This is a genomic window from Bradyrhizobium sp. SZCCHNRI1009 (assembly GCF_032487575.1).
Taxonomy (GTDB): Bacteria; Pseudomonadota; Alphaproteobacteria; order Rhizobiales; family Xanthobacteraceae; genus Bradyrhizobium.
On record NZ_JAUEUL010000022.1, the window covers coordinates 86824 to 109593 of the forward strand.

Genomic DNA, 22770 nt, shown 5'->3' on the forward strand with positions numbered 1-22770 from the left:
GTCCGGCCGTGAGGTCGGGCTTTTTGCTTTGCGCGTTTCGCCGCGACTCTCGCGTGGTTGGACAGACGATAGCGGATTGCCGGCCCAAGGCCGCACCATCACATAGAAGGCCGCAACCGTGGCCCCGCTCGCGCCCCGCGCAGGTCCAAGATGCAGTCCATGTTACATGCATTGGCCAGATTGATCTCCGTGGAAATCTTTCGCGACGGAGGATCGTACGAAGCCCGTTTCGAGACGGAGGACGGGAGTCTTGTCGCATTGTGGCTGCAGCGCTCGGCAATGCCTGACGCTGCCGGACTGCATCACCGTGAACTGTTCGTCCACGATGACAGGCAACCCGTCGCTGGCCCCCAACCGCTGACGACCGGCAGTCGCGAGGAGCAGGACCTGCTCCATCGCCTCTCCGCCTTTGTCGTGTCGCAGGCCGACCGGAGCGGCGATACCGGCGTGCTGGCGCGGCTCAGGCAGATGATCGCCTATATCGAGCGGCGCGAGCCAGTGTTCGGCGGAGCGCAACCCGCGCGACGACCGCCGTCAGGCTGGCCGTTCTGAGCAGATCGTTCCGAAGTCTGGGCCGACTACTGGAAGGCGCGTTCGCGTCCGCTCACTCCACCACGATCTTGACGCGGTCGCGCACCTTGACCTGGGCGCGGGCGTCGAGGCCGTTGAGAACGCGGAAGCGCTCGACCGGGCGGTCGACGCCGGTCATGCGGTGCGCCAGCGACTCGACCGTGTCGCCCGGCTGAACGGTGATCACCTTGATGCGCAGCGGGCGGGCCGACTGGATCTCCTCCAGGCTGAGCCGACGGAACGAGTTCACGGTCTCCCGCGCATTGCGCTCGCTCTCGGTGGTCTTCTGGCGCGAGGCGAAGATGAAGCGGTAGACGTCGCTGCCGACGCGCAGCGCATAGACCTTGAACTGCCAGGGATCGCCGCTCGCCGTCGTGGAGGCCGCCGGGAAGCCGTTGATCGTCAGCTCCTCGGTCGCCGACTTGTCGACGTTCTCCATCCAGCCGGAATTCAGATAGTCGCCGAGCGTCTGCTGGGCCGGCACGCGCACCACGTCGAAGCGCATCGCCTGGGCGCCGCCCTCGCGGACACCGATCACCGCCTGCGCCGTGTTGTCGAGCGTGAAGTTCTCCGGCGCCTGGAAGGTGAAGCCGAGCTTCGGATGCAGGAAGCGGCGGCCGCGCACGAAGCCCTCGCTCGGGTCCTCGCCATAGACGATGTTGTCGACCGCGGCGAGGTAGGTCTCGCGGTCATGCTCCTTGGCCTCCGGCGAGACATACTGCTTGGCGATCGCGGCCGCGTTCTGCACCCGCTCCGGCGTCGCCGGGTGCGACGACAGGAAGTCCTGGGCCCGCGGGTCGATCGCAACCTTGCCGGCCTTCAACTCCGCGTTGCGCTCCATCGAGGTCAGGAAGCGCGCGGCGCCGTAGGGATCGAACTTCGCCTTGGCGGAAATGCCGACGCCGATGCCGTCGGCCTCGAACTCCTGGGTGCGCGAGAAGCTCGCCATCGTCAGCTTGGTCTTGGCGAGCGCCAGGGCCGTCAGGTCCGGATCGTTGCCCATGTCGGACACGACGCGGGTCACCACTGCGGCCTGCCGCGCCTGGTCCTCGCGGATCGCGGCATGGCGCGCCAGCACATGCGCCATCTCGTGGCTCAGCACCGAGGACAATTCGGAGGTGTCGTTGGCGAGCGCAATCAGCCCGCGCGTTACGTAGAGCTGGCCGGTCGGCAGCGCGAAGGCGTTGACCGCACCGGAGTTCAGGATCGTGACCTTGTAGCCCTGGTCGGGGCGATCGGAGACGGCCACCAGCCGGTCGACGATCTTGGAGATCAGACCTTCGAGCTGGGGATCCTCATAGGCGCCGCCATAGGTTGCAAGAATGCGCTCATGCTCGCGATCGCTCGCCGGCGTCGTCTGCACCATCGCCGGCTTCGGCCGCGGCGTCGGCAACGGCGCCGTCGCCTGCTGCAACTTGCCCATGTCGCTGCAACCGGCCAGCGCCAATCCCAGGCACAGCAGCGCCGGTGCGATCCGCGAACCGCAGTTCATCGCCGTCATGCGCTTTCGAATAGACAGGTTCACGTCGCTACTCATGTACCTCAGCGGTCAATTCCCGCTTAAAATCTCGATCTGGGCGGTCTGCGTCAGTTCCAGTCTCGGACCCGCATGCGCTTCAATCCAACCGCGCACGCGAACCTGCCGATTCGCAAGTGATTTGACGTCGATGCCGGCACCTTCCAATACCGCCATCATACGCTTTGGAATAATCACCGCGAAGCCCCGTGTCCAGTTACGAGCGAAGTTCAGATAAGTTGTTGTCCCCGTCTGTCGTACGGACAACACCTTCCCTTCGACAACCGTAAATAGCCCTACGCGAGACAAAATATCGTCTGGACTTTCCGTGTTTTTTATGACGGTCCCAATCTTCCAGAGACCGCGCCCGGCGCTGCGTGCCTCGGCTTCCGCCGCGTCCAGGCTGAGGGCGCAATCCCGGTCGGGCAGGTCGATGCCGCGCAGCACCGCGCCCTGCCGCAGCAGCTCGCGCTGCACCGGCTGGTCCGCACCGGCCTCGAAGGCGAAGGCGCGCTGCCGGCCGTAGCGGTCGGGGGTGTCGTCCTCGCCGCGGAGCACGACGTCGCGGCCGCGCAGCAGCACGTCCAGCGCATCCATCGACGTCGCGCGCTGCTCCTCCGGCGGCACCTCGACGCCGGCGAGCCTGACCTCGCGGCCGTCGTCGAGACGGAAGCTGCGTGCATCGATGATCTCGCTGACGCGGCCTTTGCCGAGCTCCGCGAACATGCACGGCATGGCGCGACTCGCCGACATCATCGTGACGATCGCGACGCTCGCACCGAGCGCGATCAGCCTCCGTCTGCTCCTCATTCTGCGCTCCCTCGTCATGCTGCATCATCGCACGAAATTTCCATTCCACTGAGCGGAAAGCGGCGACCGGCGACGCTTTGCTGAGCGTGCTGAGCGCTTGCCGCATGCGAATACGTGCGCCATGATGCGAACTATCAAAGAGGCCGTCGCCATGTAGCGACGCGCCCGGCAGGGAGGATATCGATGAGCAGAACCATCCGCGGCGCGGCGGCGTCGTTGTTCATGCTGGCGTCGGCGCTGACGTTGTCCGCAGGCGTGGCGCATGCGCAGAGCAAGCCGCCGCTGAAGATCGGCGGCATTCTCGACATGTCGAGCCTCTACGCCGATATCACCGGCCCGGGCAGCGAGGCCGCGGCGAAGATGGCGGTGGAGGATTTCGGCGGCGAAGTGCTCGGGCGCAAGATCGAGGTGATCGCCGCCGACCATCTCAACAAGGCCGATCTCGCCGCCAACATCGCCCGCGACATGCTCGACAACCAGGGCGTCGAGATGATCTGGGATGTCGCAGCCTCCGCCACCGCGCTGGCCGCCGGCGAGATCGCCAAGGCGCGCAACAAGATCATCATCTTCAACGGCCCGGGCTCGGTGCGTCTCTCCAACGAGGCGTGCGGCCCCTACACCGTGCACTACGTGTTCGACACCTTCGCGCAGGCCAACGTCACGGGGCTGGCGGCGGTGAAGTCCGGCCTCGACAGCTGGTTCTTCCTGACCGCCGACTACGCGTTCGGCCAGGATCTGGAAAAGGACACCACCGCCGTGGTGGTGAAGTCGGGCGGCAAGGTGCTCGGCAGCGTGCGTCATCCGCTCAACACCTCCGACTTCTCCTCCTTCCTGCTGCAGGCGCAGGCCTCCAAGGCCAAGGTGATCGGGCTCGCCAATGCCGGCGGCGACACCATCAACGCGATCAAGCAGGCGGCCGAATTCGGCCTCACCAAGGGCGGACAGAAGCTGTCGCCTTTGCTCGCCTTCGTCTCCGACATCGACAGCGTCGGGCTGGAGACGGCGCAGGGGCTGCTGGTCGCGGAAGCGTTCTACTGGGATCTCAACGACGACACCCGCGCCTTCACCAAGCGCTTCATGGAGCGTACCAAGCGCGTGCCGACCTCGGCCCAGGCCGGCGTCTACTCCTCGGTGACGCACTATCTGAAGGCGGTGAAGGCTGCGGGTACGACCGACGCGGACGCCGTGATGAAGCTGATGAAGGCGACGCCGATCAACGACATGTTCGCCAAGGGCGGCCGCATCCGCGAGGACGGCCGCATGGTGCACGACATGTACCTGTTCGAGGTCAAGAAGCCGTCGGAGTCGAAGGCCAAGTCCGACGACTACAAGCTGCTCGCGACCGTGTCGGGCAACGAGGCATTCCAGCCGCTCGAGGCGTCGCGCTGCCCGCTGGTGAAGAAGTAGCTGCCGTCATTGCGAGGAGCGAAGCGATGAAGCAATCCAGGACTGCGCGCGCGACCCTGGATTGCTTCGCGTCGTTCGCAACGACCGCCAAACCCGGAGAACTTCCGCCATGACCACCAACACCACCGTCCTGCAGCACCTCGAGTCCGGCCTGCTCACGATCACGATGAACCGGCCGGAGCGGCGCAACGCGCTCAACAGCGACCTGACCAAGGGCCTGGTCGAGGCGGCGCATCGCGCGGCCGATGATCCGGAGGTGCGCGCCGTGCTGCTCAAGGGCGCCGGCGGCACGTTCTGCGTCGGCGGCGACGTCAAGGCGATGGCCGAAGCCAAGACCGCGCCCTCGTTCGAGACCAAGGTGACGACCCTGCGCGAGCGCATGGAGGTGTCGCGGCTGCTGCACCAGATGCAGAAGCCGGTGGTGGCGCAGATCGACGGCGCGGCCGCCGGCGCCGGCCTGTCGATCGCCCTGGCCTGCGATCTGCGCGTGGCCGGCGAGTCGGCCAAGATCACGACGGCCTTCGCCAAGGTCGGGCTGTCGGGCGATTTCGGCGGCACCTACTTCCTCACGCAACTGCTCGGCAGCGCCAAGGCGCGGGAGCTTTATCTGACCTCGCCGGTCCTGACGGCGCAGGAGGCGCTCGCCTTGGGCCTGGTGACAAAGGTCGTGCCCGATGCCGAGGTCGAAGCCGCGACGCGCGCGCTGGCGATGTCGCTGGCGCAGGGGCCGAGCGTGACGCTCGGCTACATCAAGCGCAACATCAACAATGCTGAGACGATGACCCTGGAGGCCTGCTTCGACGCCGAGGCGATGCATCACTCGCGCTGCAGCGACACCGAGGACCACAGGGAGGCGGCGAAAGCCTTCGTCGAGAAGCGCGCGCCGCTGTTCCAGGGGCGGTAGCGTCGCTCGCGATGACGCTGCTGAAGCCGCTGGCCCGTGTGAACAGGTAACGTCTCGAGGAGGACTGCATGCCTTACCTCCACCTGCGCCAGATCTGTCTCGTCGCCCGAAGCCTCGAGCCCGTCGTCTCGGACATCGCCGCGATCATGGGCCTCGAGGTCTGCTATCGCGACCCGCATGTCGCCAAATACGGGCTGGAGAATGCGCTGCTGCCGGTCGGGCCGATCCTGCTCGAGGTGATCGCGCCGACCCGCGAGGACACCGCGGCCGGACGCTTCCTCGACAAGACCGGCGGTCGCGGCGGCTACATGGCGATCTTCGCCTGCGATGATCCCGATGGCCGCGCGTCCCGAGCCAATGCGATGGGCGTGCGTACGGCCAATGTCATCGATCATCCGCCCTATCACGGCGTGCAACTGCATCCCCGCGACTGCCGCGCGGTCTTCATCGAGCTCAATCACACCGAGGGCAGCGACGATGTGCTCGGCGCCTATCCGCCCGCCGGGCCGGATTGGACGCGCGCGATCCGCAGCGACGTGACGAAGGCGATGACCGAAGTGGTGCTGCAGAGCCCCGAGCCGGCCGCGCTTGCCGCGCATTGGGGGCGCATTCTCGATGTGGTGCCGTCTGCCAGCGATGGTGTTCAGCAGTTGAAATTGCCGAACGCCGGCATCCGCATCGAACCCGGCGAGCGCGAGCTCATGAGCGGGCTGACGTTCCGCGTCGCCGATGCTGCACGTGTGGCCGACGCTGCGCGCGCTCGTGGCTATGCGGTTTCAGGCGGCTGTTTCACAATTGGCGGCGTTGCCTTCGCGTTGCAGGGGGCGGTCGCCAACTAGTCGATCGGCATGGCCGGGACGAGCCCGGCCATGCCGACGTTCGAAGCTCGCGGTTCGTCACCGCCCCTTGAAGTTCGCGAAGCGCCGCTCCTCGGTGGCCTTGACGCCTTCCTTGAAATCCTCGGTCGCGCGCAGCCGGGTCTGTTCGGCGAGCTCGTGCTCGGTTGCCGCCATCACACGGTCGGCGAGATTGGCGCGCATCGTCGCGCGGGTCGACAGCAGGCCGAGCGGCGAGCATTCGGCGATCTCGGCGGCGAGCTTCATCGCGGCCGTCCGCACCTCGTCCTGCGGCACGCATTCATTGGCGAGGCCGATTCTGAGCGCTTCCTCGCCGGTGACACGGCGGCTGGTGTAGAACATCAGCTCGGCGTTGTTCTTGCCGACCAGCTCCGGCAGCGTCACCGTCAGCCCGAAGCCGGGATGGAAGCCGAGCTTGGTGAAATTGGCCGAGAACCGCGCCTCCGGACAGGTGACGCGGAAGTCGGCCGAGACGGCGAGGCCGAGCCCGCCGCCGATGGCGGCTCCGTGCACCGCGGCGACCACCGGCTTCTTGCAGCGGAAGATCCGCACCGCCTGCATGTAGAGATGGTTGATCGCCCCGAGGCTGTCGGCCGGATCGCCTTTGGCGCCGGCCGCTTCCTGCGCCTGGCGCGCCGGATCGGTGAAGTTGGCGCCGGCGCAGAACGCCTTGCCTTGCGCCGCCAGCACCGAGGCGCGGATCTCGATGTCGCGGTCGAAGCCCTCCAGCGCATCGGCGATCTGGTTGATCAGTGAAATGTCGAAGAAGTTGAGCGGCGGCCGGCGAATCTCGATCAGGCCGACATGGCCGTGGATCTCGACGCCGATGTCAGGGAAGTGGGTCATGGTGGGGTCTCCTGATTAGTTACCTAATGCAGCGGTACGGCCGGTGCACCCTCTCCCCTTGTGCGAGAGGGTGGATCGCCGACGCGAAAGCGACGGCGAGCCGGGTGAGGGGTTCTCTCGGCAGTTGGCCGTGCGGATGGAGACCCCTCACCCGCCTCCGATGCTTCGCATCTCCGGCACCCTCTCCCACAAGGGGAGAGGGTGCACCGAGCAAGCCGAATTGGCTCCTACAATCACCTCAACCCCAGCCCGCGCGCGATGATGCCGCGTAGCACCTCGGTGGTGCCGCCCTGGATGGTCAGCTTCGGCGCGGTCTGCATCGCGAAGGTCAGCTGGCTCTCCAAGGTCTCGCGATTTCCTGCGTTGTCCTCGACGAACGCGGCGAGGTCGCGGACGCGATGCGGCAGCTGCTGCTCCCAGACCGTGCCGACGTCCTTGACGATCGAGGCCTCGACCACCGGCTCCTTGCCGGCCTGCAGCATGCCGGCGACCGACACCGACATCCGCCGCATCGTGTGCAGCTGCGCCACCAGGCGACCGATGCCCTCCGCGCTGCGCGTGTCGGGGTTGGGACCGACCGCGCGCACCAGCTCGGTCAGCACATAGTAGGTTTCGAGGAAACGCTCGGGCCCCGAGCGCTCATAGGCGAGCTCGGAGGTGGCCTGCTTCCAGGCGCCGTCGATCTCGCCGAGCTGATGATCGTCCGGCACGAAGGCGTCGGTAAAGACGACCTCGTTGAACTCCTTCTGCCCGGTGATCTGCCCAATCGGGTTCACCTTGATTCCCGTTGATTTCATGTTCACCAGGAACTGCGTCAGGCCATGACGACGGTTCTCCTTGGTGGCCGGCGACGTGCGGAAGATCGCGATCATGTAGTCGGCCATGTGCGCCGACGTGGTCCAGATCTTCGAGCCGTTGATCAGCCAGCCGCCGTCCGTCCTGGTCGCGCGCGTCTTGGCGGCGAACAGGTCGGAGCCCGAGTTCGGCTCGCTCATGCCGATCGCGAAGCACAGCTCGCCGCGGCAGATGCGCGGCAGGATGTCCGTCTTGATATGCTCGGGCGCGTAGCGCAGCAGGATCGGCCCGCTCTGCCGGTCGGCGACGAAGAAGCGCCTGACAGGCGCGTTGGCAACCCGCATCTCCTCGGTCACGACGTAGCGCTCCAGGAACGAGCGCTCGTGGCCGCCATATTGCTTCGGCCAGGTCATGCCGATCCAGCCGCGCGCGCCGACGCGGGCCGCAAACTCGCGCGCGTCGGCATCCTCGCGCTTGGGCTGGTACGGGTTGAAGGTGCCGGCCGCGATCTCATCAGCGAGGAAGGCGCGCACCTCCTTGCGCAGCTCCTCGCATTCCCTCGGCAGGCGGATCGGATCGAAACGAAGTGCGGTCATGCGGCAATCCTCTTCGTCGTCAGCGCGAGGCGACCAGCGGCCACAGCTCATCGGCGCCGTGTGCGGCGACGCGCCTGCCGAGCTCGACGGCCCAATGGCTCTCGGAGCCGAAATCGTCGCGCCAGCCCAGCGCGCGCAAGGAGAAGCGATGCAGGATGTGCTCGGTGGTGAAGCCGATGGCGCCGTGCACCTGATGCGCGATCGCCGCGCCCTTCTCGGCGGCCTCGGCGCAGCGGATCTTGGCCGCGGCGGCTTCGAGAAACACCGCGTCGTCGAATGCGGCGGCCCGCGCGATCGCATCGGCGGCCGATGTCGCGGCCGCGCTCGCAGCGGCGCTCTCACCGGCCAGCCGTGCGAGATTGTGCTGCACCGCCTGGAATTTGCCGATCGGCTTCTCGAAGGCGACGCGCTCACCCGCATAGTTGACGCTGATCGCGAGCAGCCGATCCAGCGCGCCGGCGATCTGCAGTCCGCGGGCAACGCCGCCCATCAGCATCAATGTCGTGGCGTCGAAGCCGGCCGGCGCCGGCCGGCATGCCAGCGGCGTGATCTTGTCGAACGTCACCGTGTCGCTGGGATCGTTGGCGAGGTTGAGGCCCGCGTCGATGCGCAGCCGCGCGGTCTCGACCAGCGCGATCGACACGCCGTCGCCGCCTTGCGCGAGCACGGCAACATGCTGCGCGGCTCTGGCGAACGGCACGCCGCGGGCATGGCCGGACAAGGTGCCGTCAGCGTCGAGCGTGATCCGGTCTCTCGGATGAGCCGGCGCGATCGTCATGGCGCCGTCGGGCGAGGCAATGCCGCCTTGTTGCAGCAGCCAGCCGGCGAGCAGCGTCTCGGCCAGCGGCACCGCAATCGCAAAACGGCCCGCGGCATTGATGATCTCGAAGCCGTCGGCGAGGTCAGTGCCGGCGCCGCCGAACTCCTCGCCCACCCAGGCGAGCGTCAGGCCGGCCTCGCTCAGCGCCTGCCACAGCGGCGCCGTCCAGCGGCCGTCCTTGTCGTGGTTGATCGTCTGCGGGTCGGCGAGATCGGCGAAGATCTTCTCCGCGGTCGCAACGACGATGTTCTCAGCTTCCGCCACAGCGCTCCTCGCCCTCGTTATCGTCGGTCTCGGCGCGCCATGTCCTGCGCGCGCCGGCGATGTCTTGCCGGCATGATGGGCGCAAGCGATGGCCCTGACAAGCGTAGCGCGCTGCAGGGCCCCGTCCGCTCGCCGCATGGAGGCGAGCGATTTCCGCGCTGCGGAGATTTTGCCGATTTTGCAGATGCAGCGATGTTGGCTAAGAAGAAGCAAGGTAACAGGCAAAGGCAAACAGGGAGGTGCGGAATGGCTGAAGGTCTGTGCGCGGTCGTGACGGGGTCGGCGTCCGGCCTCGGAGCCGCGACCGCGTTGCTGCTGGCGAAGGCCGGCATGCGCATCGTCGTGAACTATTCGAACAGCAAGAGTGAAGCCGAGCAGACCGCTGATCTCTGCCGCAAGGAAGGAGTCGAGGTCGTCGTCATTCAAGGCGACGTGTCGCGCGACGAGGATTGCCGCAAGATCGTCGCCGCCGCCGCGGCCTGGGGCCGGCTGGATGCCCTCGTCAACAATGCCGGCACCACCAAGCACGTCCCGCACGATCAGCTCGACGGCCTTTCGGCGGAGGATTTCCAGCGCATCTTCGCGGTCAACACCATCGGCCCCTTCCAGATGGTGCGCGCCGCACGGCCGCTGCTGGAAGCAGCGGCCAAGGCGACGGCGCGTGCGTCCGCGGTCGTCAACGTCTCGTCGGTGGCCGGCATCAGCGGCGTCGGCTCGTCGGTTGCCTATGCCGCCAGCAAGGGCGCGCTGAACACGATGACGCTGTCGCTGGCGCGCGCCCTGGCGCCAGCGATCCGCATCAACACCGTCTGCCCCGGCTACATCGATACGCCGTGGTTCACCAAGGGCCGCGGCGAGGCCGGCGCCAAGCAGGTGCGCGATGCGGTGGTGGCGCGGGTGCCGCTGCGCGCGGCTTCGTCCGCCGAGGATATCGCGCAGCTCGTGGCGTTCCTGGCGAGCCCGGCGTCAGGCCACATGACCGGCGAGGTCGTGCGCATGGATGCGGGGATGCATCTGTTGGGGTGACGCCGTTTCTTGGGGCGACGCCGTCGTGGTGAACAGCCGACGCGACGGCGCAGGCCAGACCTTGTTGGTGCTGGATTGCGTCGCCGCCTGGCTGGCAATGACTTGGAGTGAGAGCGCTTGGAGCGAGCGCGCTAGCGATTGAAATCGCGGATCGTGCCGCTGGCGACCAGCCTGTTCCAGATGAATAGCACCACCACGGCGCCGATCGTCGCGGTGATGAAGCCGGCGCCCTGGTTCGGACCATAGTGCCCGATCGCCTGTCCCACCGCGGTGGCGAGGAATGCGCCGACGATGCCGAGCACGGCGGTCAGGATGAAGCCGGAGGGGTTGTTCGGTCCCGGCGACAGAAGCCGGGCGAGGAAGCCGGCGACCAGCCCGACGATCAAAATATAGAGCATGACATGATCCTTGCCTGAAGGTCGCGCTCAGATCCGGCTCGCCAACTCGTGCTCGGTCGGCAGCCGCCCGTCCGGCGTGAGCTGATCGACCACCTTCGGCAGGTACTGGCTCAGCCCGTTCAACAGCTCATCGCGCGACAGCCCGCTCTGCGCGGTGAGCTGATCGATCTGGTCGGCGCCGAGCGCATTGGCGAGGTCGCCGGGCGAGATCGGCTTGTTCTCGCCGGGGGAGACCCAGGAGTTCGCGGTGTCGCCATGGCCCTTGTCCTGCAACTGGCGCAGCAGATCGCCGAGCCCGCCGGACAAGACGCTGCCGGCGGCGCCGCCGGCGAGCAGGCCGCCGAGTCCGCCAGCGATGATGTTGCCGAGGCCGCCGCTCAATCCGCCACCAAGCGCACCGCCGAGCGGTCCGCCTTGATTCCCGGTCGGCTGAGACGGCGGGACCGGCGCGGGCGCCGCATTCGGCTGCTGCCCATTCTGCGAGAAATGCTTCACCGCTTTCCACGCCAGCAAAGCGAGGATCGCCATCGTCATTGGCGACATGCCGCCGCTCTTCTGCGTGGCCGGATGACTTGGCCCATTCGGGCCGTTCTGCATGCCGTTGAGGATATCGAGTAGACCCATGACCTGCCTCCTGCGACCCGTGCCAACGAACCTATGGGCTTGCACGCGGCGTGACAAGCCGCGCTCAGAACGGTCGCACAAGGGAACGTGTCGCGCGCGGCTCAGTTCCGGGCTTCGGCCCGTTTCGGCGCCTTGGCTCCCGGCGGTGCGGCAGCAGTCTGGCTCGGGCCGGTGAACATCCGCTTCAGCTCGTCGAGCTTCTCCGACAGGACCGGAAAGTTGCACGAGAACGAATCGCGCCGCCAGCCATCCTTGGCGCATTGCGCTGCCTTGATGCGGGCGCGTGCCTCCACGTTCGACGCCGGCGGTGGCAAGCCGCCCTGCGCGGTCGCGGCCGGCGGCTTGCTCGGCCGTTGCGGCGGCGGCGCCGGCATGGCCGGCTTCGGCGGCTCGATCGCGGCCCGCGCCGTCATGTCCCGGAGCGAGGGCTGGAGGTCCTGCGTCTGCGGCCGCGACATCATTGCCGAGCTCATGTTGGCGTGGCGCTGGCGCTCGAGGTATTGCGTATACTGCTGGTCGATGAACTTCTGCTCTTCGGCCGTGGGATTGGGCCCGGCGATGTCGAAGCTGCGGTCCTGCATGAAGTCGTAGTAGACATAGCCGCCGCCCGGCTTCCGTCTCCCGGCAAATTTGGCGTTGCATTGCGCCAGCGCCGCGGTCTTCTCCTCCTTGGAGGCGGACTTCTCGGCGGCGTCGGCACACTCCTCGAAATCCGTCGGGGCGCGGCTCCACCATTCCGCATGCGCGCGTTGAGGTTGCACCGCAGGCAGGCAGGTGATCGCTGCAAAGACCAGAATTGGCAAGTGGGGTCGGTACACGAACGGCAATCCTCAGCGGCTCCCCGCCTCAGATGACGGGAGATTGTCGCCAATTTGGGGCGATGTGTGACTCCAATGCTGCGTAATTTGCGACTTTCTTCTTTATCTGCCGTGGTTCCGTGATCTCATTGCCACAGTCGGGTCGGCAATCACGGCAGCGCCGTTCGTGAATCGCACCTTGCTGTGGCGCCGGAACGATACGCAGCTTTTTTCCACCATTTTCATCCCGCCGTAGTTGACGAAACTAATCTTGACGATGGAAAGATTGGTGTTGACTGGACCGCACAAGCGCTCCTATGAATATCTTGACACTGGAAAGATGGATTGCGCCGCCCGGCGCGGAGGAGGCTGCGATGAAGGTGTTCCTCACGGTCAAGCTGGCGCTGCTGCCGTTCGTCGTGTTCTGGACCCTGCTGGCCTGGCATCAGCCGGCATGGGCGGTGTGGTCCGCGCTGGCCCTGGCGCTGGCCGCCAATGTCTGGCGCGCCTCCCGTAGCGAGCTCGCGCTGCTGGAACTCGGAAGCCTCGCCCTTTTCGTCGTGCTGGCGATCGCCAACGACGTCGCGCCGAATTGGACGGCCGGCAATGCCCTGTGGCTGTCCTTCGCTGGGCTCGGCCTCATCAGCTTCGCTTCGCTCGCCGTCGGCCGCCCCTGGACCGGGGATTATTCCCGGTCGGCCTATGCCGACAGCGCCTCGACGCCCCAATTCCATTTGATCAACATGCTGATGACCGGGCTCTGGGGCGTGCTGTTCCTGGTGCTCGGCCTGTGCCGCTGGGCCAGCGTCGCCTCCTGGATCACGACGGCGATCGTCGTCGGCGGCGCGCTGATCTCGATCTTCGGCCCCCGCTTCGCAATTCGCCAGGCCTTGCTGCGCATGCGGGCCGCGCGCGAGGAGTGCCATTGGCCGGCGCCGGGCTTCGCCTCCGCGGCCGAGACCGATTGCGATGTCGCGGTGATCGGCGCTGGAATCGGCGGGCTGACGGCCGCGGCCCTGCTCGCGGAGTCCGGGCTGAAGGTGAAGGTGTTCGACCACCACGTCGTGCCCGGCGGCTTCTGCCACACTTATCTTCGCAAGGCGCACCACGACAACAAGCCGGTGCTGTATCGCTTCGATGCCGGGCCGCACGATTTCTCCGGCGTCTGGCCCGGCGGGCCGGTCGACGGCGTGCTGCGCCGGCTCGGCGTCGCTGACCGTATCCAATGGCGGCGGGTCACCCACTCCTACCGTCTCGCCGGCCGGCGCATCGAGGTGCCAGAGGACTGGCGCGCCTATGTCCGACTGCTTTGCGAGATGTTTCCAGCCAGCGCGGACGGGCTGACCCGGCTGTTCGACACCATCCATGCCATCTTCGAGAGCATGTATGCGACGGGGCAGGGTCGCAGCGGCATTCCCGGCATGCCCGCCACATTGGAGGAGATGCTGGCCTTCCCGCGCAAGCATCCGCAGGCGTACCGCTGGATGAACCGCCCGTTCGACGAGCTCGTCGCCGCCCACGTCTCCGATCCCGAGCTGATCGCCACTCTCAATGCGCTGTCGGGCTATCTCGGCGACGGCAGCGAGACGCTGAGCTGCGCGCAGATGGTCCCGATCTTCGGCTACTATTTCAAGGGCGGCTTCTATCCGGTCGACGGCTCCGGCCACCTCGCGGACGTGCTCGCAGAGGCGGTCACCGCCCGGGGCGGCGAGGTGCATCTGAAATCCAGGGTCACCCGCATCCTGGTCGAGCAGGGCCGCGCCGCCGGCGTCGTGCTCGGCAATGGCCGCACGGTCCGCGCGCAGGCGGTGGTCTCGAATGCCGATCTCGGCCGCACCTTCACCGAGCTTCTGAAGGCCGACGATCTGCCCGCCACGTTTCGTGAGCGTGCCCGCGCCCTCGCGCCCGCCACGTCGTGCTTCTCCGTGCATCTCGGCCTCGACATGGTGCCGGACGTCGCGCCCGCCGCGCATCTCGACTCCCCGATGGGGATCGGGCTCGCGGTAATGTCCAAGCTCGATCCGTCGGCGGCGCCGGAAGGCCATGCGACGATGACGATCATCACCCTCGTTCCTCACGAACAGGCCAAGAGCTGGTTTCCCGACGAGGGCGGCGACGACTGGAAGGCGTGGCGGCGCTCGCCGGACTACGAGGCGCGCAAGCAGCAGCTCGGCGATGCCATGGTCGCCGCCGCCGAGACCATCATTCCCGGCCTGTCGCAGCATATCGTCTACCGCACCGACGCCAGCCCCGTGACCTATGCGCGCTACGACCTCGCCAGTGCCGGCGCGATCTATGGCGTGGCCCGGTCGGGACGGCTGAAGGGCGCCAAGGCGCCGGTGCGCAATCTCGTCATCGCCGGCGGCGGCAATGCCGGAGCCGGCGTCGAGGCCGTGGTGATCTCGGGCGCGGAGGCGGCCGAGGCGCTCGTGCCCGGCCTGCTGGCGCGCGTATCAGATGTCGCATCGGACGCAATGACAGCGCCGCCGAAGGCGGCATGAGCGCGGCGATCAGGGCGTGTAGAGGTAGCGCAGCAGGGTGCGGCCGACGGTCTCCAGGCTCTGCGCCGAGCACTGCTCGATCGTATCCTGCGTGGTGTTGAAATAGGGCTCGTAGTCGAAGTCGATGACCAGGAAGCTCGGAATTCCGGCCTGCTGCAGCGCCGTGTGGTCGTCGCTGATCGGGTACGTCGTGGGCTCCGGCGAGAACGCCTGCGGCGCGATCCGGCTGCCGATGCTCCAGAACTTCTTGACCTCGGGCAGCGCCGAGGCCAGCGACGACGGCTCCGGCTGCAGCTTGAGATCCTTGTCGCAGACCATGTCGAAATCGACCGCCTTCTCCGGCTTGTGCGTCGGATAATAGGTCTTCAGGTTGGCCGCGAAATGCGGCGAGCCGAGGGGACGCCAGGTCGGATCGCCGGCGCCGAGCGATTTCGGTCCCTCCTCACCGTCGAAGAAGATCATGTCGATGCCGACGTCGGGCCGCGGCGACAGCGACAGCACGCGTGCGGTCTCGAGCAGCAGCGCCACCGCCGAGGCCGAGTTGTTGGCGCCGGGCATCGGCGCATCCGGTGACTTCGGATCGCGGTAGGCCTTGATGATGCTGTCGTAATGGGTCGCGACGATGATGCGCCGCGGGTTCTGCACCTGGAAGCGGGCGATGATGTTGGTGAGCGGGATCGCCTTGCCGTCATCGCCCTTGGCGGTGAAGCTCTGCGTGAGCACCGCCTCCGCCGCGCTCTTGGCCATCGCATCCTTGATGTAGTCGATGGTCTTCTGATGTCCCGGCTCGCCCATCGAGCGCGGCGTGAAGCGCAAGAGATCGGTGATGACGGACAGCGCGCGCTGGCCGTCCCACAATTCGATCTTTGCGTCCGCGGCGTGGGCGGCCGGCGACGTCAGCAGCAACGCGGCCGTTGTCGCGGTGGCGGCGAGGCGGGGCCAGAACTCGGTCATCCGAAAAGCTCTTCAACGATGTCAGGACGGCTTCTTGCCGAAGGGAATGAACAGGATGCCGGCGCAGCCAGCCAGCACCACGGCGAAATAATAGGTGATGGCGCGCGAGCCGATGGTCGGAATCAGCGCGAACGTCGTGACCAGCGTGCCGACGACGTTGCCGATGGTCGAGACGCCGTAGACCAGGCCGGCGACACGGCCGGCCTCGCCGGCCGAGCGCGTCAGCAGGCTGACGGCGATCGGCGAGAAGGTGCCGAGCAGGGTCAGCGGCACCAGCAGCAGCGCGGTCGAGGCCATCAGCGTCGCCATCGGCCCGTCGCCGATGCTGTCGAGGATGTCGGCCATCACGGTATCGGCGGTCGCCGGCACCAGCGCCATGTAGGCGGCGGCGATCAGGATCATGGTGCCGATGGTGCGCGTCGACGGTTGCCGGTCGACGATGGCGCTGCCGGCGAAATAGCCGATCGCGAGCGCGCACAGCACGGTCGAGATCAGGCTCGCCCAGGCGCCGATGCCGCTGCCGAAATACGGGTTGAGGTAGCGGCTGCCGAGCATCTCGAAGCCCATCAGCACGCAGCCGACCAGGAACGAGCAGACATAGATCGCCAGCATGCCGGCGCGGGACACGTGCTCGCTCATGGCAGCTTCTTGTTGTGGCGCTCGATGCTCTTCAGCGCCTCGACCGGCGCGAAGTCGTCGGTCAGCACCTTGGCCTTGGCGTCGATCACCTGGCCGTTGTCGATGTCGATGCGCTTGCGCTGCGCCAGCATGTCGGCGAGCTTGTAGCGGAAGCCGAATTCCTTGTCGCGCTCCTGCGCGATGCCGGCGAGATCTTCCGCCTTCCGCTCGTCGCCGGGATAGGCGACCATGACGATGTTGCCGCCGGCCTCGTAGAAGTCGACCTGCGGGAACACGCTGTGAATGGTCTTCACCGCGGCGTCGAACAGCATCGTCGACGGCTCGACGTTCTGCGCCACCACGCCGCCCTCGGCGAGATGGTCCTTGACGAGCTGGTAGAATTCCTTGGTCAGCAGGTGGAACGGCACGAACGGCCCGCGATAGGCGTCGATCAGGATGATGTCGTAGCGGTCCTTGGATTCCTGCACGAACAGCCGGCCGTCGCGGTTGGCGACGTGGAAGTTCGGCTCCTCCTTGATGCCGAAGTATTTCTTGGCGAGCTCCAGCACGGTCGGATCGAGCTCGACCGAGGTCACCTGCACCTTGGGCAGGAAGCGGTGCAGGTACCACGCGGTGCGGCCGCCGCCGAAGCCGATCTCCAGGATCGAGTGGACGTCCTTGGCGTACATCACGCTCGCGGTCATGAAGCGGGTATAGTCGACCGGCAGGTCGAGCTCGTCACGGGTGTTGTAGACGCTCTCGGTATAGATGCGGCGGTTGTGACCGAAGGTCATGCTGCGGTAAGGCGGCTGCTCATAGACATAGATGTTGTTGTAGAGCGACTCCTTGGACTCCAGCAGATTACGGGTGTCCTGCGCGCCTGCGGCGGCGATGGAGAGGAAGCTTGCGAGCGCGCCTGAAATGACCGACCGGATGAGCATCGACTTAATCGTTTCCCTCGGCTGAAAAATGATGGGCAAGGTCTATGTGACCTGGCGGCTCCGGCTTCGCAGGACGGCTATCCTCCGGTCCGAGATGCGCTCAGGCACGACCAATACGGCGATCCCGAGGCCGGTTCCGCATCGGCGCCGTTCTCTTAGACCATTGGCTGCCTCCCGGATAGTCAAACCGGCCCCGGCCAACGGGGGTGTGATCGCGGCAGCCCCTTCGAGCGGTCCGGCGCGCCGACGTTCCCCCGCGCTGAACCGGACCCGCGAACCTGCCGCGCGGCGCTGTGCCACGGTGAGCCACGCCGTGCTGGCGGTCACCGGAGAGGCTTCCGGTCGGTGGCCGGGTCTGCTATGGAGGCAGCGAAGCAGGTGCACTTCGGTGCAGGCTCCGGTCCCGTAGCTCAGCTGGATAGAGCGGCGGTTTCCTAAACCGTAGGTCGCATGTTCGAGTCATGCCGGGATCGCCATCTGCCGCCGCAGCCTTTGCGCGCGCAGACCTCTCCAGATCAAACCGTCGCGCGTGTGATCCGCTCGGGAAACGGGTGGAGCGCGCCGCCGCGATCGAGGACCTTCTCCGGGTGAGACGGCGGCCCGAGCCCCGTCCGCGCGGCGCGCCATCGCCGCCGAATGCATCACCCTGGAGAGCTATCCATGCACACGACGATCGAGCCGGGCATCCTCTATTTCGGGACGCCCGTCGTCCTCATCAGCACCGTCAATGAGGACGGCGGCTTCAATCTCGCGCCGATGTCGTCCGCGTTCTGGCTCGGCTGGCGCTGCATGCTGGGTCTCGCGGCGGGATCGAAGACGCCGCAGAACATGCGCCGCACCGGCGAGTGCGTGCTGAACCTGCCGTCGGTCGATCTCGTCGCCGCGGTCGATCGCCTGGCGCTGACCACGGGATCCGCCCCGGTGCCGGCAATGAAGCAGCGCAAGGGCTACCGCCATGAGCCGGACAAGTTCGCCGCGGCCGGCCTCACCGCGGTCAGGTCCGAAACGGTGGCCGCGCCGCGTGTCGCCGAATGTCCGGTTCAGCTCGAAGCGCGCGTCGAAGCGGTGCATGGCATCGCCGATGACGACGCGCTGCTGAAGGGGCACATCCTGTGCTTCGAGGTCCGCGTCCAGCGCGTTCATGTCGACGGCGCCCTCCTGGTGGACGGCGCGCGCGACCGCATCGATCCCGACAAATGGCGGCCGCTGATCATGAGCTTCCAGCAGTTCTATGGCCTCGGCCCGCGCCTTCACGATTCGCGGCTGGGCACCATCCCAGAGGCGGCCTATCGCACGCCCGATGTCGAGCGCGCGCGCAAGGTGCCGACGCGGATGGAGGCGGCGGCCGGCTGAGCCGGCTCGGCCTCGAGTCTCGCCTGGAATCACCCGGCCGCCCGTTCAAGCTTGCATCCGGGTGCAAGAGGTCAAGGACATCATGGGGGCTGTGGCTGTCGACCGGCTGCTGATCGAGGCGGCCGATCATTACAATGCGGGGCGCGCCGGACCGGCCAAGGCACTGTGCGGCGACATCCTCCAGGCGGTGCCGGATCATCTGCCGGCGCTGCATCTGTCCGCGATCCTCGCCTTTGCCGACGGCCGCATGGCCGAGGGCGCGGAGCTGCTCGAGCGCGTCTTCGCCCGCGATCCCCGCCATGCGCCGGCGTATGTCACGCTCGGCGATGCGCTGGCGGTGAAAGGCGAGCGCAACGGCGCCGCCGATGCGTTCGCGCGCGCAGCGGCGTTGCGGCCGCGCGATGCGGCGATTCAGAGCAGGCTCGGCAGCGCGCTGCTGGAGCTGTCGCGCTTCGCCGAGGCCGAGGCCGCCCATCGCCAGGCGCTGACGCTCGATCCTGCGCTCGCGCATGCGCGCTGGAATCTCGCGCTGGCCCTGACGCGTCAGGGCCGCCTCGCGGAGGCCGAAGCCGTCTACCGTGCGCTGCTCGAACGCGACCCGGCCTACCCCGAGGCGTGGCGGGCGCTGGCGCATGTGCTCGCCGACCAGGGAAATCATGCGGCGGCGGTGCCGGCCTATCAGCATGCGCTCGCCGTCCATCCGGCCGATGCCGGCCTGCATCTCAGCCTTGGCGATGTGCTCTACAGGCAGCGCGCCTTTGCCGAGGCCGCGGTCCATTATCGTCGGGCCTGCGATCTCGCGCCGGGCGATGCCAATGCTGCGCGGCTGCTCGGGCACGCGCTGCATGAGGCCGACCGCCCGGCCGAGGCCGTCGAGGCCTATCGGCGCGCCGCCGTGCTCGATCCCACCGATGTGGTCGTGCTCAGCAATCTCGCCGCCTGCCTGTGCGGGACCGGCCAGCTCGATGCGGCGATGGCCGCCTGCGAGCACGCGCTGGCCTTGCTGCCCGATCACGCCCCGGCGCATACCAATCTGGGCATCATCCATGAGATGCGCGGCGAGACCATCGAGGCCGTCGCGGCGCATCGCCGTGCCGTGGCCGCCGATCCCGGTTACGCCAAGGGCCACGCCAACCTCGCGGTGGCGCTGCGCAACGCCGGCGACATCGACGCGGCGCTGGCCGCCTCGCATCGTGCGATCGCGCTGGCGCCCGACAATGCGCTCGCCCGCTACAATCACGCGCATTTCCTGCTGATGTGCGGCGACCTCGTGAACGGTTTTGCCGAGCATCGCTGGGGCCGCGACTGTCCGGACCTCTCCGCGGGCATGCCGCGCTTCGACGCGCCGGAATGGCAGGGCGCGCCGCTCGACGGACGCACCCTGCTGCTGTTCGCCGAATATGGCATCGGCGATGCGCTGCAGTTCGTGCGCTATGTCGATCGCGCCAGGATGATGGGCGGCCCGGTCGTGCTGCAGGTGCAGCCGGCGATCGCGCCGCTGCTGCGCTGCCTGGAGGGCGTGACCGTGGTGCCGCGCGGCGCGCCGCTGCCGCCAGTCGACCTGCAGGCGCCGCTGATGGATCTGCCGCGCATCTTCGGCACCACGCTGGAGACGATCCCGGCCGAGGTGCCTTATCTCGCAGCTGATCCGATCAAGATGGCCGCGTGGCGCAGCGTGCTGGGCCGCGCGCCGTCGTTGAAAGTCGGCGTCGTCTGGGCCGGCAATCCCAGGCACAAGGGCGATCGGCAGCGCTCGCTGACCGCGCAGGCGGTGCTGCCGCGGCTGGTGATGCCGGGCGTGCAGATCTATTCCTTGCAGAAGGAGCCGCGGCCGGGCGATGCGCTAGGGCTCGCCGAGCTCGGCACCGACGTCATCGATCTCGCGCCGCTGCTGAGCGACTTCGCCGAGACCGCGGCCGCCGTCGCCGCACTCGACCTCGTCATCTCCGTCGACACATCGGTGGCGCATCTCGCCGGCGCGCTCGGCCGCCCGGTCTGGGTGCTGTTGCCTTACGCGCTCGACTGGCGCTGGCTGCGCGACCGCGCCGACAGCCCGTGGTATCCGACCATGCGGCTGTTCCGCCAGGAGAAGCCGATGGCCTGGGACGGGGTGCTGGCGCGGACGGCCGGGGAGCTTGCGCGGCTGGCGGCGGGTGAGCGCGGGCTGTTGTCGCCCGGGCCGGTCTGAGGCCGAGAGCGGACGTCGAAGGCTGATGAGGTCCGACGCCTATCGCGTGGCGATGCGTGCGAGACCGGTCTGATCCGAGCGCGCGGACGGAAACGACAATCGCCACAAGCTGAACAGCATCGGGAGCTGGAAAACGAAGCTGATCGCCGCAGCGCCTGCCAGCACCTCGAAACGTTGCGCTTCGATCAGAGCCTTGGCGCCCGGGACCACGTGGACCAGGCCGTCGGCGACGTAGACAAGCGCAACCACCCGCCAGATGTTGGCGGAGAGCAAGCCCATCCTGAAGGCATGATCGAACAGCGCGAGCAACCCGCCGAGCGCGAGCGTCGAGCTCACCATGTGAGCCGGCGTATCGTAGAAGCCGGAGTCCAGGGCGGCCTGGACGAACCAGAGTCCGTAAACCACCGCGATGATCTTCAGCAACATCAGTTCGTTCCCAGGCCCGCGAGATCGTCGTCTGCCTCCGGGCAGCCGATCGGATTGCGCCCCCTTGATCGGAGCAGGCGTGCGCGACGTCGAGCTTATGCTGCGTGTCACGAAGGCTCTCCTAATCGGCTCGCTTGGATTGTCCTGAACGAGCCGCCCGCCTTTGATCCAGGTCCCGTGATGCAGGAGCCAGGCGCGGTTGCGGACATGATCAAGAACCGCGGAGGCGGCCTACTGCTCCGCCAGCAACTCCCGCACCCGCGGCACCACCACCCGGCCATACAGCTCGATGCTGCGCATCAGCTTCGCATGCGGCAGCGGGCCGGCCGAATACTTCAGTTGAAAGCGCGACAGGCCGAGGGCCTTGATCGTCGCGGCGATCTTCCGCGCCACGGTCTCCGGCGAGCCGACATAGAGCGAGCCGTGGTCGGCCTCCTGCACGAATTCGTCGCGGCCCATCGGCGGCCAGCCGCGCTCGCGGCCGATGCGGTCGCGCATGGTCTTGTAGTCCGGCCACAGCTCCTCGCGTGCCACTTCGTCGGTGTCGGCAACATAGCCGGGCGAATGCACGCCGATCGGCTTCGTCTCGCGGCCGAACTGTTTGATCGCGCGATGGTACAGCTCGACATAGGCAGCGAAGCGTTTCGGATCGCCGCCGATGATCGCGAGCATTAGCGGCAGCTCGTAATGCGCCGCGCGCACCACGGACTCCGGGCTGCCGCCGACGCCGATCCAGGCCTTCAGCCGGCCGTGCTCGACCGGCGGGTAGACCAGCTGCTCGCGCAGCGGCGGGCGCAGATTGCCCTGCCAGGTCAGCGGCTGCTGCGGCAGCAGGCTGACGAACAGATCGAGCTTCTCCTCGAACAGCGCCTCGTAGTCCTTGAGATCGAAGCCGAACAGCGGGAAGGACTCGGTGAAGGAGCCGCGGCCGAGGATCACCTCGGCGCGGCCGTTCGAGACGGCGTCCAGCGTCGAAAATCGCTGGAACACGCGGATCGGATCGTCCGAGCTCAGCACCGTCACCGCCGAGCCGAGCTTGATGCGCGAGGTCCGCGCCGCGATCGCGGCCAGCGCCACTTCGGGCGCCGAGATCGCGAAATCGCCGCGATGGTGCTCGCCGAGCCCGATGAAATCGAGCCCGAGCTGGTCGGCCAGCACCGCTTCCTCGACCACGTCGCGGATCACCTGGGCATGCGAGGCCATGTCGCCATCGGCGCCGCGGGTGACGTCGCCGAACGTGTCCAGGCCGAACTCGATTGGTGTGATCATGTCTCATTCCATTGCGTCGGGCCGTCATACGGCGTCCCGCTGTCAGCTGGAAGGGGCGGAACCGGATTGCAAGCGGCTGGGACGAAACACAGGGTTTCGATGTTGCGGCAACGACAGAATCCCCTGTGGAGAGCTCGCCTGTTGGCTTGAGGCACGTCATGCCCCGGGCATCCACGCCCATCGACATCCGGCGAACGACGTGGATGGCCGGGACAAGCCCACGGCTGTCCGGTTCAAGACAGACTGGACATGGTGCATGGCGTGGATTCTTCTGCGGTCTTGAGCATCGC

Annotated in this window: 21 protein-coding genes and 1 tRNA gene; 9 read left to right on the forward strand and 13 right to left on the reverse strand. The window is 67.3% G+C overall.

All coding sequences use genetic code 11. The features are described from left to right. Positions 1-159: 159 nt before the first annotated feature. Positions 160-552, forward strand: a complete 393-nt coding sequence (locus tag QX010_RS27280) for a hypothetical protein (RefSeq protein ID WP_316182924.1) — start codon at positions 160-162, stop codon at positions 550-552. Positions 553-604: 52 nt separating this feature from the next. Here the strand turns inward: QX010_RS27280 and QX010_RS27285 are convergent, their stop codons facing one another. Together QX010_RS27285 and QX010_RS27290 are read right to left on the reverse strand one after the other, a co-directional pair. Further along, positions 605-2071, reverse strand: a complete 1467-nt coding sequence (locus QX010_RS27285; RefSeq protein WP_316182942.1) for a M48 family metalloprotease — start codon at positions 2069-2071, stop codon at positions 605-607. Between the two features lie 48 nt (positions 2072-2119). Beyond that, a complete protein-coding gene (locus tag QX010_RS27290; protein WP_316182925.1) occupies positions 2120-2896 on the reverse strand; it encodes a thermonuclease family protein in 777 nt (258 codons plus the stop codon). Between the two features lie 222 nt (positions 2897-3118). Between QX010_RS27290 and QX010_RS27295 the strand changes: the two genes are divergently transcribed. The 3 genes from QX010_RS27295 (at position 3119) to QX010_RS27305 (ending at position 6046) form a co-directional block, all read left to right on the forward strand. Beyond that, positions 3119-4303, forward strand: coding sequence for an ABC transporter substrate-binding protein (locus QX010_RS27295; protein WP_316182943.1), 1185 nt, complete (start codon positions 3119-3121; stop codon positions 4301-4303). 109 nt (positions 4304-4412) lie between these two features. Next, on the forward strand, positions 4413-5207 hold the full coding sequence (locus QX010_RS27300) for an enoyl-CoA hydratase (protein WP_316182926.1): 795 nt from the start codon (positions 4413-4415) through the stop codon (positions 5205-5207). A 68-nt stretch (positions 5208-5275) separates the two neighbouring features. After that, on the forward strand, positions 5276-6046 hold the full coding sequence (locus QX010_RS27305; protein ID WP_316182927.1) for a hypothetical protein: 771 nt from the start codon (positions 5276-5278) through the stop codon (positions 6044-6046). Positions 6047-6103: 57 nt separating this feature from the next. Here the strand turns inward: QX010_RS27305 and QX010_RS27310 are convergent, their stop codons facing one another. The 3 genes from QX010_RS27310 to QX010_RS27320 form a co-directional block, all read right to left on the reverse strand. Continuing rightward, positions 6104-6910, reverse strand: coding sequence for an enoyl-CoA hydratase/isomerase family protein (locus tag QX010_RS27310; RefSeq protein WP_316182928.1), 807 nt, complete (start codon positions 6908-6910; stop codon positions 6104-6106). Between the two features lie 233 nt (positions 6911-7143). Continuing rightward, on the reverse strand, positions 7144-8301 hold the full coding sequence (locus tag QX010_RS27315) for an acyl-CoA dehydrogenase family protein (protein ID WP_316182929.1): 1158 nt from the start codon (positions 8299-8301) through the stop codon (positions 7144-7146). A gap of 19 nt (positions 8302-8320) precedes the next feature. After that, a complete protein-coding gene (locus QX010_RS27320) occupies positions 8321-9385 on the reverse strand; it encodes an acyl-CoA dehydrogenase family protein (RefSeq protein WP_316182930.1) in 1065 nt (354 codons plus the stop codon). A 246-nt stretch (positions 9386-9631) separates the two neighbouring features. Here QX010_RS27320 and QX010_RS27325 point away from each other — a divergent pair, with 246 nt between their 5' ends. Next, complete coding sequence (locus tag QX010_RS27325; RefSeq protein WP_315800565.1) at positions 9632-10411, forward strand: SDR family oxidoreductase; 780 nt, start codon at positions 9632-9634, stop codon at positions 10409-10411. Positions 10412-10542: 131 nt separating this feature from the next. Here the strand turns inward: QX010_RS27325 and QX010_RS27330 are convergent, their stop codons facing one another. From QX010_RS27330 to QX010_RS27340, 3 genes are all read right to left on the reverse strand, one after another. After that, on the reverse strand, positions 10543-10809 hold the full coding sequence (locus tag QX010_RS27330) for a GlsB/YeaQ/YmgE family stress response membrane protein (RefSeq protein ID WP_315800564.1): 267 nt from the start codon (positions 10807-10809) through the stop codon (positions 10543-10545). A 27-nt stretch (positions 10810-10836) separates the two neighbouring features. Then, a complete protein-coding gene (locus tag QX010_RS27335) occupies positions 10837-11433 on the reverse strand; it encodes a YidB family protein (RefSeq protein ID WP_315800563.1) in 597 nt (198 codons plus the stop codon). A gap of 101 nt (positions 11434-11534) precedes the next feature. Further along, entirely contained in the window at positions 11535-12251 is a 717-nt protein-coding gene (locus QX010_RS27340; RefSeq protein ID WP_316182931.1) for a hypothetical protein, read from the reverse strand. 353 nt (positions 12252-12604) lie between these two features. Between QX010_RS27340 and QX010_RS27345 the strand changes: the two genes are divergently transcribed. Beyond that, a complete protein-coding gene (locus tag QX010_RS27345) occupies positions 12605-14731 on the forward strand; it encodes a phytoene desaturase family protein (RefSeq protein WP_316182932.1) in 2127 nt (708 codons plus the stop codon). A 9-nt stretch (positions 14732-14740) separates the two neighbouring features. Here QX010_RS27345 and QX010_RS27350 read toward each other — a convergent pair whose 3' ends face one another. The 3 genes from QX010_RS27350 to QX010_RS27360 are packed head-to-tail and all read right to left on the reverse strand — an operon-like array spanning position 14741 to position 17244. Beyond that, the gene (locus tag QX010_RS27350; RefSeq protein ID WP_316182933.1) at positions 14741-15685 is read right to left on the reverse strand and encodes a M28 family peptidase; all 945 of its coding nucleotides are present in this window, start codon (positions 15683-15685) and stop codon (positions 14741-14743) included. Positions 15686-15706: 21 nt separating this feature from the next. Beyond that, positions 15707-16324 (reverse strand): fused MFS/spermidine synthase, encoded by a 618-nt coding sequence (locus QX010_RS27355; protein WP_315800559.1) that lies wholly within the window; start codon positions 16322-16324, stop codon positions 15707-15709. Then, positions 16321-17244, reverse strand: a complete 924-nt coding sequence (locus QX010_RS27360; protein WP_316182934.1) for a fused MFS/spermidine synthase — start codon at positions 17242-17244, stop codon at positions 16321-16323. Before QX010_RS27360 ends, QX010_RS27355 begins: the two co-directional genes overlap by 4 nt. 399 nt (positions 17245-17643) lie before the next feature. Here QX010_RS27360 and QX010_RS27365 point away from each other — a divergent pair. From QX010_RS27365 to QX010_RS27375, 3 genes are all read left to right on the forward strand, one after another. After that, positions 17644-17720 (forward strand) — tRNA-Arg (locus QX010_RS27365). A gap of 184 nt (positions 17721-17904) precedes the next feature. After that, a complete protein-coding gene (locus QX010_RS27370) occupies positions 17905-18597 on the forward strand; it encodes a flavin reductase family protein (protein ID WP_316182935.1) in 693 nt (230 codons plus the stop codon). A gap of 82 nt (positions 18598-18679) precedes the next feature. After that, complete coding sequence (locus QX010_RS27375) at positions 18680-20785, forward strand: tetratricopeptide repeat protein (RefSeq protein ID WP_316182936.1); 2106 nt, start codon at positions 18680-18682, stop codon at positions 20783-20785. A 39-nt stretch (positions 20786-20824) separates the two neighbouring features. Here QX010_RS27375 and QX010_RS27380 read toward each other — a convergent pair whose 3' ends face one another. Together QX010_RS27380 and QX010_RS27385 are read right to left on the reverse strand one after the other, a co-directional pair. After that, positions 20825-21211 (reverse strand): hypothetical protein, encoded by a 387-nt coding sequence (locus tag QX010_RS27380; protein ID WP_316182937.1) that lies wholly within the window; start codon positions 21209-21211, stop codon positions 20825-20827. A 231-nt stretch (positions 21212-21442) separates the two neighbouring features. Beyond that, entirely contained in the window at positions 21443-22480 is a 1038-nt protein-coding gene (locus QX010_RS27385; protein ID WP_316182938.1) for an LLM class flavin-dependent oxidoreductase, read from the reverse strand. Positions 22481-22770: the final 290 nt, after the last annotated feature.

Coding starts and splice junctions, on each gene's coding strand:
- QX010_RS27370 (WP_316182935.1), top strand. CDS start 17,905: ATGCACACGACGATCGAGCCGGGCATCCTCTATTTCGGGACGCCCGTC.
- QX010_RS27345 (WP_316182932.1), top strand. CDS start 12,605: ATGAAGGTGTTCCTCACGGTCAAGCTGGCGCTGCTGCCGTTCGTCGTG.
- QX010_RS27355 (WP_315800559.1), bottom strand. CDS start 16,324: ATGAGCGAGCACGTGTCCCGCGCCGGCATGCTGGCGATCTATGTCTGC.
- QX010_RS27285 (WP_316182942.1), bottom strand. CDS start 2,071: ATGACGGCGATGAACTGCGGTTCGCGGATCGCACCGGCGCTGCTGTGC.
- QX010_RS27375 (WP_316182936.1), top strand. CDS start 18,680: ATGGGGGCTGTGGCTGTCGACCGGCTGCTGATCGAGGCGGCCGATCAT.
- QX010_RS27330 (WP_315800564.1), bottom strand. CDS start 10,809: ATGCTCTATATTTTGATCGTCGGGCTGGTCGCCGGCTTCCTCGCCCGG.
- QX010_RS27335 (WP_315800563.1), bottom strand. CDS start 11,433: ATGGGTCTACTCGATATCCTCAACGGCATGCAGAACGGCCCGAATGGG.
- QX010_RS27350 (WP_316182933.1), bottom strand. CDS start 15,685: ATGACCGAGTTCTGGCCCCGCCTCGCCGCCACCGCGACAACGGCCGCG.
- QX010_RS27295 (WP_316182943.1), top strand. CDS start 3,119: ATGCTGGCGTCGGCGCTGACGTTGTCCGCAGGCGTGGCGCATGCGCAG.
- QX010_RS27290 (WP_316182925.1), bottom strand. CDS start 2,896: ATGAGGAGCAGACGGAGGCTGATCGCGCTCGGTGCGAGCGTCGCGATC.
- QX010_RS27310 (WP_316182928.1), bottom strand. CDS start 6,910: ATGACCCACTTCCCTGACATCGGCGTCGAGATCCACGGCCATGTCGGC.
- QX010_RS27280 (WP_316182924.1), top strand. CDS start 160: ATGTTACATGCATTGGCCAGATTGATCTCCGTGGAAATCTTTCGCGAC.
- QX010_RS27380 (WP_316182937.1), bottom strand. CDS start 21,211: ATGTTGCTGAAGATCATCGCGGTGGTTTACGGACTCTGGTTCGTCCAG.
- QX010_RS27360 (WP_316182934.1), bottom strand. CDS start 17,244: ATGCTCATCCGGTCGGTCATTTCAGGCGCGCTCGCAAGCTTCCTCTCC.
- QX010_RS27315 (WP_316182929.1), bottom strand. CDS start 8,301: ATGACCGCACTTCGTTTCGATCCGATCCGCCTGCCGAGGGAATGCGAG.
- QX010_RS27325 (WP_315800565.1), top strand. CDS start 9,632: ATGGCTGAAGGTCTGTGCGCGGTCGTGACGGGGTCGGCGTCCGGCCTC.
- QX010_RS27300 (WP_316182926.1), top strand. CDS start 4,413: ATGACCACCAACACCACCGTCCTGCAGCACCTCGAGTCCGGCCTGCTC.
- QX010_RS27385 (WP_316182938.1), bottom strand. CDS start 22,480: ATGATCACACCAATCGAGTTCGGCCTGGACACGTTCGGCGACGTCACC.
- QX010_RS27305 (WP_316182927.1), top strand. CDS start 5,276: ATGCCTTACCTCCACCTGCGCCAGATCTGTCTCGTCGCCCGAAGCCTC.